Annotated in this window: 11 protein-coding genes; 4 read left to right on the top strand and 7 right to left on the bottom strand. The window is 36.1% G+C overall.

The genetic code is table 11. The annotated features are described in order from the left end of the window. Positions 1–77 precede the first annotated feature (77 nt). Both G500_RS0105240 and G500_RS0105235 read right to left on the bottom strand, forming a co-directional pair. Entirely contained in the window at positions 78–635 is a 558-nt protein-coding gene (locus tag G500_RS0105240) for an AAA family ATPase (protein ID WP_027001822.1), read from the bottom strand. A gap of 93 nt (positions 636–728) precedes the next feature. Next, the gene (locus G500_RS0105235) at positions 729–1,262 is read right to left on the bottom strand and encodes a hypothetical protein (protein ID WP_154657026.1); all 534 of its coding nucleotides are present in this window, start codon (positions 1,260–1,262) and stop codon (positions 729–731) included. Positions 1,263–1,504: 242 nt separating this feature from the next. Here G500_RS0105235 and G500_RS0105230 point away from each other — a divergent pair, with 242 nt between their 5' ends. Further along, positions 1,505–2,281, top strand: coding sequence for a metallophosphoesterase family protein (locus G500_RS0105230; protein WP_051203301.1), 777 nt, complete (start codon positions 1,505–1,507; stop codon positions 2,279–2,281). Between the two features lie 11 nt (positions 2,282–2,292). On the opposite strand, the gene G500_RS0105225 is transcribed toward G500_RS0105230, so the two are convergent. Beyond that, positions 2,293–3,378, bottom strand: a complete 1,086-nt coding sequence (locus G500_RS0105225) for an acyltransferase family protein (RefSeq protein ID WP_027001819.1) — start codon at positions 3,376–3,378, stop codon at positions 2,293–2,295. A 175-nt stretch (positions 3,379–3,553) separates the two neighbouring features. Between G500_RS0105225 and G500_RS0105220 the strand changes: the two genes are divergently transcribed. Next, entirely contained in the window at positions 3,554–4,297 is a 744-nt protein-coding gene (locus G500_RS0105220; RefSeq protein WP_027001818.1) for a tetratricopeptide repeat protein, read from the top strand. A gap of 227 nt (positions 4,298–4,524) precedes the next feature. Then, entirely contained in the window at positions 4,525–5,037 is a 513-nt protein-coding gene (locus tag G500_RS0105215) for an HNH endonuclease (protein WP_027001817.1), read from the top strand. A 95-nt stretch (positions 5,038–5,132) separates the two neighbouring features. On the opposite strand, the gene G500_RS0105210 is transcribed toward G500_RS0105215, so the two are convergent. Genes G500_RS0105210 through G500_RS22405 form a run of 4 tightly spaced genes read right to left on the bottom strand, consistent with a single transcriptional unit; the run spans position 5,133 to position 10,933 of the window. Then, the gene (locus G500_RS0105210; protein WP_027001816.1) at positions 5,133–7,859 is read right to left on the bottom strand and encodes a peptidase associated domain and porin domain-containing protein; all 2,727 of its coding nucleotides are present in this window, start codon (positions 7,857–7,859) and stop codon (positions 5,133–5,135) included. Between the two features lie 13 nt (positions 7,860–7,872). Continuing rightward, positions 7,873–8,634 carry a GLPGLI family protein gene (locus G500_RS0105205; RefSeq protein ID WP_027001815.1) on the bottom strand — a complete coding sequence of 254 codons (762 nt, stop codon included), beginning with the start codon at positions 8,632–8,634 and terminating at the stop codon, positions 7,873–7,875. Between the two features lie 12 nt (positions 8,635–8,646). Beyond that, positions 8,647–10,536 carry a M56 family metallopeptidase gene (locus tag G500_RS0105200; protein WP_154657024.1) on the bottom strand — a complete coding sequence of 630 codons (1,890 nt, stop codon included), beginning with the start codon at positions 10,534–10,536 and terminating at the stop codon, positions 8,647–8,649. 10 nt (positions 10,537–10,546) lie between these two features. Next, positions 10,547–10,933, bottom strand: a complete 387-nt coding sequence (locus G500_RS22405) for a BlaI/MecI/CopY family transcriptional regulator (RefSeq protein WP_035756366.1) — start codon at positions 10,931–10,933, stop codon at positions 10,547–10,549. A 335-nt stretch (positions 10,934–11,268) separates the two neighbouring features. Here G500_RS22405 and G500_RS0105190 point away from each other — a divergent pair, with 335 nt between their 5' ends. Continuing rightward, the gene (locus G500_RS0105190; RefSeq protein WP_035756364.1) at positions 11,269–12,180 is read left to right on the top strand and encodes a DUF58 domain-containing protein; all 912 of its coding nucleotides are present in this window, start codon (positions 11,269–11,271) and stop codon (positions 12,178–12,180) included. Positions 12,181–12,248 lie beyond the last annotated feature (68 nt).

Raw genomic sequence — 12,248 nt, 5'->3', positions numbered from 1 at the left:
AATTTGAGGTCTGCTGCAAATGTAAAAAAAAAGAGGGAAAGGAGGCTAAAAAAAAAGAGTAGGAAAAAGCACTTCTTTTAGTTTTTATCAAGAAATTGTATAATTTTTTGTAGTCTTTCCAACTCCGACCCCGAAATAAGTTCATAGACAAGGTTTCTTTTTTCTAATTCTGCTCTCATTTTCTCCTGAAAAAAATGCTGCACCGCAGGGCTTTCGCGTTGTAAATCGGGCTGCCACTGTCCCTCTGTATCGAGCAAAAAATAATGGTCGTAGGGTTGTTTTTCAATCATAGCCTCTAAAAAAACAGGAATTTGTTTATAAATTTCACGACTATACACCAGAGTAGTGATTAAATTTGTATCAAAAAAAACGTATTTTTTTTCTAATAAAGAAGCCTGTCTAAAACAGTTTTTTTCTGAAATAAGCTGTCCCAATGCAATCATTTCTACATCTGTATATGAAATTTGCTTTTGATGTTGAATTAGCCCAAAAAGATGTCGCTCCTCTAAATAGCTTCTGACAAATTCGGGATTGTAAAGCGTCTGATAATGATTTGCTAAAAGAACAGATAAGGTACTTTTACCTGTAGATTCTGCACCAAAAAGGACAACCCCCTGTGTGGAAGAATAAGGCACGTTGTAAGATTGTTAAGGTTATGAAAACTGATATAAATTTTAAAAGCTAAAAATAGATTTTTATTTTCAAAAAACTATTACCTTTATTTTTTATTATTTTTTCATTATTTTTTCGTATTTGAGTATAAAAAATTCCGCTGCAATGCGAAAGGCAAGTTCGGGCGAAAATTCCTCCTCAAATTCTACCGTCGGCACTTGTGGCGCAGGACTTTGCAGACGCTTCTGCGTCATCTTTTCGCCCGAAGGTTTATACATTATCTTTTTTAGCTTGGGATTAAAAAGCGTAATGAGATAGTTTTCTTCGTTTATTTTCCAGCGATAATCCTTTTTTTCTGAATAATAAATTTTAAGCTCAAAGATGCCCTTTTTGGGCGAAAAAGTGGCTTCACTCAAATAAACTTCTTCATAGGATACGGCATCACCTGCGGCTTCGTTTTGCGAAGTATTGCGTTTTCTTACAATAAAATCATAGTTATTTCCTGTTTTCTCTACAAAAGTATATTGATATTTTGTAAGACTATCTTTATCAAAATAAGCAGTATAAGCATTTTGCGCCCAAAGCGGGGCAAACCCTCCTGCCAAACACAAAACAAGGAAAAGGCGCAATAGGATTGGTGCAGGTGTCATATAAAATTGATTGTTTTTTTGTGAGAAAATTGTACTCATTTAGGCTTGATAACCTTACTTTTGGTCTATTTTAAAACGCAAAAATACAAAATAAATTGAAAAGGCAGCCTTCAATCGCTCTTTTTTTCGTCGCGCTCTATATTTTTCCTGCGCTACACCTATGATTTTTCCTCCGTTTTTTGTAAATTTGTATTGCTTTTCTTTTTAAAAAGCTCCCCTTTCAATCTGATAAAAACCCATTTATGTCTGCGGTGCGCCCACTTTCCGTTCCCAACTCTTTTGCCGTTCCTATGGAAAATCGGCAGGGACGGCGTTTTGCCATTTCAGATATTCATGGCTGTGCGCGAACCTTGTACGCCTTAATCGATAAAATCGGACTCACAACCCAAGACCAACTTTTTCTTTTAGGCGACTACATCAATAAGGGACCTGATTCAAAGGGAGTTTTAGATTTTATTTTAAAATTAAAACAAAAAAAGTACCAAATATTTGCATTAAGAGGGAATCACGAAGAAATTTTGATACAAAGTCAACAAAAAATTTTAATAGAAAAACAACAAAATACCTACCCCAACTACCCAACTTATCCCAACACGCGCAAACTTAAAAATATTTTAGACGAGCGCGGTCTTTTACTTCCACAGTATAGAGATTTTTTTTACAATCTTGATTATTATTTTGAAATTAATAATTTTTTATTAGTACATGCTGGTTTTGATTTTTCGCAGGCAAATCCCTTTCTCGATAAGCAAAAAATGTTATGGACACGCTATTTTGAGCCTGATATTCAAGTAGTTGGCAATAAACGCATCATTCATGGACACGTGCCAGAATATCTGCAATTTATCAAAGATGACATCGAATACGGAAACCCTGTTATTTGCATCGACAACGGTTGCGTGCATCATACGCGAAAGGCAGCAGGACTTGGAAATTTGGTAGCCCTTGATTTAGACCAAATGGATATTATTGCACAAGAAAATATAGAATTTAGAAAACAGTTTTCTATTCATTTTTAAAAATACTTAATCTATTTTAAAAACTTTTCCCTTATTTTTAACATAGGTTCTTCTATCAGAAAAGTAAAAAATATAGCTAAAAAAATGCTACATAAAAGATACAAAAAAGCCCCTGTATAGCCTGCTCCCCAATAATGTGTAAAGGGAACTATTAAAATAAAATGCCAAAGATATAAATTGTAATTGAAGTATGATAAATAGCGCAAAGGACTTAAAAAAATAGGCATTTTTTTATACAAAAGTCCCACTAAAATAAGAAAGTAACAAAAAGGCGAAAGGGCATTGAGCCAAAAAATATGAAAAAAGGATTTTTCAAAAGCCTGATGAAAAGCCAGCGTAAGTGTTAAAATACACAATCCTAAGAAAAGAAATATGCGTTTTCCTGCATATTTTTTCATAAAATCGGGAAAGGCAAATTCCAAAATGCCCAACAAAATACCCCAAGCAATTACGTCCATCTTATTGTGTGTGTAGTTAGGGTGTTCGGCAAAGCCTGTAAGATAGGCAAGAAATTTGAAAAAAATACCCAAAATAATAATGCCTATGATAAAGAGAAGCATACTTAACTTTTTGTATTTTATCTTTTTTTTACATAAAAAATGTAAGAAAATGTAAAAAAAAGGCAGCAACGTATAAAAATGCCCCTCTACACAAACCGACCAAGTATGCTCAAAAGTACGCGCAGGAGGGCTTCCATAGTTGCGATAAAAAAGAAAATAAGAAAACCATTCTTTGCCTTGTACTACTAAATCGGGAGCAAGTGGCTTGATTTGCCATAATACAAAAAAATGTCCTATTATCAAAAAAGTATAGTAAGAAGGTATAATTTTAAAGAGCCTTCTTATAAAAAAATTGCGAAAGGAGAGCCTTTCTTGGGTATCTAAAAAATCGCGCGTCAGGGGCAGACTCACCAAATAGCCTGAAAGTAAGAGAAATAAATTAGTGGGCAATCCACTAAATTGATGTAAAAATGGAATAACTTGATGATAATGCACCAAGACCACAAACAAGCCCGCTATACCGCGCATGACATCGATGCTTTGTTGCCGTTTAGGGTTTTCCAGCGTTTGATGTAAGTTTTGAAAGAAGAAACGCATTATGAAAAGCAAAAGATTTTAGAAAAACAAAGATAGGGCTAAATCTGTTAGAAGGGCAGTTTTTTAAAGATTGGCACACGAATTCGGCTTTGCCCAGCAGCTTATTTTGTTTGTCTTTTGGCAAATTTTACCCTAACTTTGTAAAAAAACAGACAAACAAATTCTTGTTTTTTCTATGAAAAACCATATTTCATTTCAAAGTATGATACAAAAAAAAGTAACCCTTGTTTTTTTCTTCGTGCTAATAGGATTTTTATCTGCCTGCAACCTTCCCACAGTAGAGGATTATTTTGAGATGGGCGAAAAATCGTATCGCGCTCAAAATTATCGCGAGGCTCTCAAAAACTACGATTATGCCCTACGTGTGCAAAAAAATCATTTTCGCAGTTGGGCGGGCAAAGGTTGGTGCTATTTGGCTCTCAAACACCACAAGGAGGCGCATCATTTTTTTGAGATTGCGCTCACCAAAAACCCCAAATTTGCAGAAGCATACAACGGACGGGGCTTGGCAAAGGTAGAATTTGCACCCGAATTGGCTAAAAATGATTTTGATAGTGCCATATTATTAAATCCAAATTATACAGAAGCCTATTACAATAGAGGACGATTAGCCTGTAAAAATGGAAGTTATGCAGTGGCTTTACAAGACTTTCAGACGGCTATTAAGCAAGATTCACTTTATAGTGCTGCCTATAATTGGGGTGGAATTGCCTTAGGTTCGTTGGGTAATTATGATAGTGCTATTGTTTATTTTACAAAAGCAATCACAATAGATGATAAAAATGCGTTTGCTTTTCACAATCGCGCCTTAGCCTACTACCGTTTGGAGCGAAAAACAGAGACCTGCCAAGATTTGGAACGTGCCGTAGAATTGGGGGACAATCAGGCTTACGAAATTCGAAAAAAGTATTGTTTTTAGCAGCGTGCGCCTTATTTTCTTCTTAATTTGATAGAATTTGGGCGATAAAATGAACTTTAACGAACTTTCTGCTTTACAACTGTGTTGTTATGGCGTTGTATTTGAGGGAATTAGGGCATTAAAAATCTTTTGCCACTTTACCCAAAAGACACAGTTTTTTAACACGCCATTCATTTAAAAGTCAAACAAGTTTTGTACTTTTGATTGAAGCCAAACTTTACAAAGTTATGTTTGAAGGTCGGAAAGTTCTCATTCTAAACGCAGACTATCGCGCCATTTCGGTTTGCAGTGTCTATAAAGCGTTTTTATTGGTGTATATGAACAAGGCAGAAATTGTCAATAGCGACCATAGCGAGTACATTCGCACCGTAACGCGTGCTTTTCCGATGCCTTCGGTCATTCGTTTGGTGAGCTATGTCAATGTGCCTTATCGTGGGGTTGTGCTTTCGCGTCAAAATATTTTCAAGCGCGACGGCTACCGCTGCGTGTATTGTGGCAATCGCAAAAAAGAGGAATTGACCCTCGACCATGTCGTGCCGCGCTCACGTGGGGGACGCTCGGATTGGCACAATTTGGTTACGGCTTGCCAAAAGTGCAATGCCAAAAAGGGCAATCTCGACTTAGAAAAAGCGGGCATGACACTACCCTACAAGCCCTTTCGCCCTACTTTTGTGATGTTTTTACGCGAATTTTCGAGTTTGGGCGACGAATCGTGGAAGCCTTTTTTGGAATCTAAATGATATGAATACAAAGTATAAGTTTCATCTTTTTTATTATCCTATTCTTTTGGTTTGAAAACGAAAAGAATAGGATTTTTTGTAAAATAAATATTAGACTAAAAATTTCGCTTCAAACCCAAAAGCCAAAATCTGCCTAAAAGAGCTTTCTGATTGGTTTCTTCGTAAAAAGGTGAGATACTAATGCTATTGATTTGATTGGTGTTTAAAACATTGAAACTTTCTGCCTCTATTTGGTACTTTTTATTGATTTTATAGCTTATTGTGCCATTTAGAAAAAAGAACTGTCGCATTTCCTCATTTTGGCGTAGGAAAAACACCTGTTCGGCTTGGGGTTTGATGATAAGTTTTTCAAAAAACTCAAAAACCAAACTACCTCGTAAATAGTGCATCTGGCTTTTTAGCGCATCTGGCTGCAAATCAGAAAGATAGCGGTTTCGTTGGTTGCGCCAACTTAATTCTATATTAAATTTTTTCTTGAAACGGGTTTGTGCAAAAAAGCTATAGTTTTGCATATAATTTTGAAAATGATTTGTCGTGTTATTCAATACATTTTCAGATTCAAATTGTGTAAGAGAAAAACTCCCTCTAAGAGTTAATGGCACTTTCCCATCAAAAGATTTACTAAAATTTCCTGTAAAAAAACGATTTTCTCTACTTACTTGTAAGGCTTGACTTGCCTGCGCACCTGCGGTAATGACTTGGCTACTGCTGATGCTCAAAGGGCTTTTATCATAGTTAAACATCAAAAAGATTTGAGTGCGCGAAAATAGGTGCATTAGAAAATATTGTCCTGAAAATGAGTGAGTTGGCATGAGTTTTAAAGGAGAAAAACCGCGCCTTAGTGTCCTGAAATCTTCTATGGCAAAACTCTCATTTAGGTCTTGATAAGAAGGCATTTCATTGCGATAGTGGTACTGAAAGGTAAGATTTTGCGACCAAGGCAAATTGAGATGAAGGCTGACATTAGGCTCGAAACGCCATTCATTTTGCCTAAATTGATTGCTTTTTCCTACAAAATCTAAATCGTAATAAGCTAAATTTGAACCAATTTGTAAGCGAAAAAGTTTATGAATATAAGCAAGATGCGTGCCTATATAAGCGCGATTGTACCAAAAATTATTCGATAAATCAAGGCTATTAGGCAACTTAAAATTAGCAATAGGTTCGTTTTGCCACACAAAGTCTGCCTTATGGGTTTGTAAATTTGTTCCTATCTCATTTTTCCATTCCCAACGCTTTTTTACTTTGTAGGTGTGGGTAGTTTTCCATTCGACTTGATAGGAATTGATGCGATTTTGCAGGGCAATTTCGAAAAACTGCAAAGTATCGCCGTTGTGTATCAAGGCATTAGCAGGTAAAAGCGTCGAAAAAACATCTTCGGTAGAGGCAAGGCGCAATCTATCTATATTCGGATTATAGATAAAATTTATATCTGTATCTAAGGTATTTTTTTCATCTATGGTAAAAAGATGCGCTGCGCCCAAGCGCGTTTTAAACTGAAAATAGCGGTGTTGGTCTTCATTTTGGTTTTCTAATCCCAAAAACAGAACACGATTTGTTCCATTTTGATTTTGATTTTGAGGTGAAAATTCAAGTGTAAAATTGAAACTATGTTTTTGATTAGGCACATAAAACAAACGATTGTGTAAAGTAGCCAAAAGGTTTCTATTCTCAAAATTGGCGGTTGCTAAATAGGGTGAATCGAGATTGGGAGAGCCAAAAATACGCTGTATTTGATTGAAATGTTGTGTATTTTTTTGATTAAAAAAGGCATAACTTCGCAATTTTAACTTATCAGAAAAACTAAAAGCCGTACTAAGTGCCGAAAAATAGGTATCCACTTGTGGCGGCAGCTCGGTTTGTGCTTGGCTAATAGGCGCGTCATTGAGGTTTATATTTCTGCGATTGTAGAGCGAACCTGTAAATTCTAAATAACTTCGAACATCAAAAGTATGTTTTCCTACGTTATTTATATCAGTTAGAAACATCGTCTTGACTTTCTTTTTTATCCAAAAAGTGTTCCCATGTAGGCGATAGCGGACTTTTGCCTTGTCATTGAGGGCATCATTGCCTGCACCTGCTACTGCTGCTATTTCGCCAAAAAGTACATTTTTTTTATCATCTCGCAGGGTCAAATTGATAGCTTTATCCTCTCCAAAGGGATTTTTTCTGCCGCCAAATTCGGTATAATTATCTAAAACTTGAATTTTATCGACGGCATCGGCTGGAAATGCTTTACTTATTGTTTCAGGACTTTTACTAAAAAGACTCTCGCCTTCTATCAAAATATCCTTGATACGCTTGCCCTTGTAGTAAATTGTGCCGTCGTCGCGCACTTCCATACCCGGTATTTTTTTCAATACATCTACCACTTTGTCGTCGCCCACGCCTTTAAAATATTCGGCATCAAATTCAAGCGTGTCTTGCTTTTCTATTACAGGCAGACGACGCGCTTCTACGGCTACTTCACCCAAAATTTCGGGGTTTTCTTTGAGTACAAAGTCCAAATTTAGCTTTCTATAATTGCTTTTTTCTACTAAAAGCTCTCGCTTTTGAGTTAAATAACCAAGCATACGCACCTCAAATTGGTACAAATTTGATTCCAAATTCAATTCAAAATCACCGCGCACATCTGCACTTACAAAGGCTTTGAGCGAAGAATCCGCCGCCGAGCGCACAATCACCTGCGCCGAAGCAATGCCCCAACCCACTTCATCTTTCACAGTTCCCTGCATTTTGAAAACTGTTTTTTGAGCGAAAAGAGAAAGCATACTAAGAAAGAAGAAGCCTGCCAATGGCAAGCCTTTTAGAAAGAATAGCATATTTTTTAATATATTATTTATCAACTTTAATAACTTGACCACCTTTAACCGCCTCATTCATGGCTCTTACCTTTTGGCTCAAAATCAAGTTAAACTCCTTTTTAGACACTTTCTTGCCATTCTTAGGGGCTTTGATTTCCACCTTTTCTGGCACTTGCGCACTAAAACTTTTGAAACGCAGGGCAGAACCATCTGATTTATAGACTTCTAAAATAAGTCCCTTTAAGCCGCCATACTCGCTACCGCCCAAAGGCAAGGCGATTTCTTCGGTATACCAAGCCTCGATGCGACTGCTATCAGTTTGCAAAACCGCCATCTTTGCCCTAAAAGGCGTGATTTCGCGCACACTATCAACCAATACCCAATCTTGTTTGGGCAGCGGTTCTTCTATCACAAATGCCTTTTCGAAGACATAAGCTTCAGAAATAGCCTTATTTTGTTTGACATTAAAATAAGTTTTTTCTATTCCCATTTTAATACCCAACTGGTTTTCTTCCCTCTCTACATAAAGAGCCTCCTGATTAGAGAAATATAGCGTTCGCTCATATTTGGGCTTTTCTTTTTGGTCTTTTTTGAAAGTTTCAATAATTTTGTCTTGCAGAGCCTCATCTTTTACCTGTTTGCGCACTTGTTTGATTCGCTTTTCCAAAGAAGCATCTGTAAGGTCTTCATACTCCTCGCTATAAACGACTGTGCCGTTATTGATTTGAGCTTTCAAGCTAAAAGAAAAAACGGATAAAATAAACAAAAGAGATAAAACTATAGTTTTTTTCATTTTATTAAAAGGTTAAAGAGATGATACATAAAAAAGAAGACGCTGGCTTGCCAAAGGGTTTCGAACAAATCTAATTTTGTAAGTAGTTTTTTCCTCTGCCTGAAAATAATGCAAAGTTTGTTCTTTTTTAGCTTCTGCATTTATTTTTGTAAGAAGTTGATTTTGAGCATCAAAAACTTGTATTTGGTAGTCAGATTCTTTATTTTCTGTTGCAATTTGAAAAGCAAGTTTTTCGCGCTTCTCTGTATTCCACTGCAATTCTACTTGTGTTTGCCCTTCTTCCAACCAAAATTGTTGTGAGGTAGTAGCCACCAACGAAGGGTCTAACTGTGCAGTAAGTTTCTTTTTTTCTGATGCGATTTTATTATGTTTTTCTAATAAATTTTGCAAATATTTAGAAGAAACTTTTTTCTCTGTTAGCCAGTCTATTTCAAGTGCAGGCTCGGAAATAAAAGCAAGCGTCAAAGGCTTTTCTTCTATCTTTTCTATGTGGAAAAGGTCTTGCAAATCTTCGTTGTTCGGACGAATTTGGATAGAAATTATATCTTTAGGCGAAGCAGAAATTTCTACCAATCCATTTTCTAAGTATTTGGAAATGAGAATATTATCTTGATTAAAAGCCTTGATTTCAAAACCCTCTCGACTAATTTGCTTTGAAGCCGATAGCGTTCTGTAATCGAGATAAAGTGTAGGATTTTTCAAATTAGAAGGTCTAATTTTGACGTTAAAAAATTTTGTAGAATCAACAGAATTTTTAAAAACTGTTTGGACAATCGTTTTTGTTTTTAAAGACTGATGAGGTTGCGTTTGCAGATGTTCTTCGAAATAAAAGAAATCTGCTGTGGCGAAAAAATAGCGATTTTCTAAATTTGAGGTTGAATCATAATCTTTTTTACTATCAAAAATTTTAACTTTTTCATTTAAGCAAGACGAAATCAACACAAACAAGACACAAATCGGAAAAAGCCAAAAATATTGCCGCCTTTTGCTTTTTGGTGTTTGAACAACCAGCATTTGAAGGCGTGCCTTTAGCTGCCCTCTTTGTATAAAAGCAAGCCCCATTTGTGGTTCAAAAAGGTTTTGCAGGGAAACGCCCAAAGCCTGTGCAGCCAAAAAGGACGCATATTCTTGTGGGGTTTTTTGGCAGAAAGCCACAGCCGCTTGGTCTGCCATGTACTCATGCACCTGCCTTATCTCACGCAAATAGGCATAAATAAATGGATTATACCAAAATAAAATTTGTATAATTTTCATAAAAAATATATCAAAAGTATGCCAATAATACACATGCGCCTGCTCGTGCGTGAGTAGGAAAGCACGTTCTTTTGCGTCTTGAAAAGCAGTAGTTTTAATAAAAATAAAATTAGAAAAAGAAAAAGTATAAGGTATTTTTTCTGACTCAAAAAGGCGAAACGTTCTTTGCTTACTCTGCCATATAAAAGTATGAAGTGATGAGGGAGTTTCTTTTTTCATTTTTCGTATAAAATAGAAAAGTTTTATATTTTGGAATATAAAAACTAATACAAATAAAAATGCAATACTATAATAAAAATATTTGTAATATTTTACTAAAAAATTTGTAAAAATATCATTGTAATTTAAAATAGTTACCATTTCAGAGGAAGCAGAAAATATTTGCGGGATTTGTTTCTGATTCACTACCGCCTCTTGTGGCAAATGCGAAAGGGCAGTTTTCAGCAAAACAAGGTCTTCTTTTTCTCTTTGCTTTACTTCTTGTTCAAAAAAATGACTCAAAGGCAATAACATTGCAAGAACAAGTGTCGCTAATAAATAAAATCGACGCAGCTGATAAAAGCTATGTTTTTTAAAAAATAGCCAGTATATCAAAAAGAAAATGCTGATATAAAACTGAACTTGTAAAAAATACAATAAATTTTCCATAAAATTGATTTTATTTTTTTGTTTTTGAATCAAAATCCTGTTCTTTATTCAAAATGTCATTGAGGTCTTCGAGGCTCAAATCATTTTTTTTCATAAAAAAAGAAAGTAAAGATTTTAAAGAGCCGCCGAAAAAGTTTTTTGTCAATTCTTTTAAAGCGAACTCTTGGTATTGCTCCTGCGAAATAAGCGGATAATATTGATGTGTGTTTCCGTAAGCCTGATGAGATACAAAACCTTTTTGCTCTAAAATTCTAATAATAGTAGAAACAGTATTGTAATTTGGCTTTGGTTCAGGGATTTTTTCTAATAAATCTTTGACAAAAGCCTTTTCTAATTGCCAAAGGAGTTGCATAATTTGTAACTCTGCTTTTGTAAGCTCGCGAAGTTGGTCTTGCATAATTTTAAAGGTCTAAGGGATAAAAGTTTGGATAGGGCAAAGATACAACGAAGTTTTTAGTTGTGCAACTAAAAACTTCGTTTTTCAACTAAAAAAACCGTTCTATGCTTCATTTGCTCACCTAAAAGACTGTTATTCAAGCACTTATTGGATACATTGTGGCAAAAAATAAATTAGCTTACCTCTAATAAAGGTGCGCTTATACAGGTGTTAAGTGCAAACTTTAACAAGAATTACAAGTATCAGAGGCAGCAGGATTGAAAAAAAAGCCGTATCTTGCCTTGTCGCTATTCAGTTATTTCACTCAACATTTCATTTTTTTATCGCATTTGGCTATGGATTTAACACAAGTTCGCGCTTTTGGGAATCTGGAACTATTGGCACGCCAAGTAGTAGAAGGGTTTATTTCGGGTTTGCACAAGTCGCCCTATCACGGTTTTTCGGTGGAATTTGCCGAACATAGGCTCTACAATGAGGGTGAGAGTATTCGCCATATAGATTGGAAAGTGTATGCGCGTACCGATAAATTATTTGTCAAACGCTATGAGGAGGAAACCAACTTACGCGCCCAAATTGTAGTCGATGCCTCGCCTTCTATGTACTATCCTGCGCCCGATTTCGGGAAAATAGGTTTTAGCGTGGCGGCGGCGGCAGCACTTTCCTACCTACTCTACAAACAGCGTGATGCCGTCGGGCTTACCACTTTTTCGGATAAAATAGAGCTGCAAACGCCTATTAAATCTACGGCTGCCCATCTCAATCAAGTTTTGCTTGCCTTAGACGCGCTTTCCAAATCTGACCCCAAGACCGAAAAAATGGAAAAAAGGACTGCCGCTGCACAGGTTTTAGACCATTTGGCACAACGCCTGCACCGCCGCTCCTTAGTTGTCATTTTTAGCGACATGCTCGATAATACCACAGACGAAAAAGCGATTTTCGAAGCCCTACAACATTTGAAACACCAAAAACACGAGGTACTGCTCTTTCATATCAAAGACAAAAAAACAGAAGAAGCCTTTGCCTTCGAAGACCGCCCCCATGAATTTATCGACCTCGAAACAAATCAAAGACTCAAATTACAACCTGCTGCGGTACGCGAATTTTACCAAAAACAAGTAAAAGAACGACACCAAAGGTTAGCCGATGCCTGCGGCAGGTATAAAATTGATTTTATAGAAGTAGATATTGCCGAAAATCTAAACCAAATACTGCTTTCGTATCTTATTAAAAGAAGTAGAATGAAGTAGTAAAAATTTTTACAAAGTAATGCGAAGCTCCCACTTCGCAAGGATAGCTTGCTACCAACAAAGCAGGA

Origin of the sequence: Hugenholtzia roseola DSM 9546 (assembly GCF_000422585.1) — a bacterium.
Classification (GTDB): Bacteria; Bacteroidota; Bacteroidia; order Cytophagales; family Bernardetiaceae; genus Hugenholtzia; species Hugenholtzia roseola.
The sequence above is the reverse complement of the archived record's forward strand: the minus strand, read 5'-3'. Positions and strand labels throughout refer to the sequence as shown.

What these genes read in the sequence shown, in the direction of transcription:
- G500_RS0105190 (WP_035756364.1), top strand. Translation starts at nt 11,269, where the DNA reads ATGGATTTAACACAAGTTCGCGCTTTTGGGAATCTGGAACTATTGGCA.
- G500_RS0105220 (WP_027001818.1), top strand. Translation starts at nt 3,554, where the DNA reads ATGAAAAACCATATTTCATTTCAAAGTATGATACAAAAAAAAGTAACC.
- G500_RS0105205 (WP_027001815.1), bottom strand. Translation starts at nt 8,634, where the DNA reads ATGAAAAAAACTATAGTTTTATCTCTTTTGTTTATTTTATCCGTTTTT.
- G500_RS0105210 (WP_027001816.1), bottom strand. Translation starts at nt 7,859, where the DNA reads ATGCTATTCTTTCTAAAAGGCTTGCCATTGGCAGGCTTCTTCTTTCTT.
- G500_RS0105215 (WP_027001817.1), top strand. Translation starts at nt 4,525, where the DNA reads ATGTTTGAAGGTCGGAAAGTTCTCATTCTAAACGCAGACTATCGCGCC.
- G500_RS0105235 (WP_154657026.1), bottom strand. Translation starts at nt 1,262, where the DNA reads ATGACACCTGCACCAATCCTATTGCGCCTTTTCCTTGTTTTGTGTTTG.
- G500_RS22405 (WP_035756366.1), bottom strand. Translation starts at nt 10,933, where the DNA reads ATGCAAGACCAACTTCGCGAGCTTACAAAAGCAGAGTTACAAATTATG.
- G500_RS0105230 (WP_051203301.1), top strand. Translation starts at nt 1,505, where the DNA reads ATGTCTGCGGTGCGCCCACTTTCCGTTCCCAACTCTTTTGCCGTTCCT.
- G500_RS0105200 (WP_154657024.1), bottom strand. Translation starts at nt 10,536, where the DNA reads ATGGAAAATTTATTGTATTTTTTACAAGTTCAGTTTTATATCAGCATT.
- G500_RS0105225 (WP_027001819.1), bottom strand. Translation starts at nt 3,378, where the DNA reads ATGCGTTTCTTCTTTCAAAACTTACATCAAACGCTGGAAAACCCTAAA.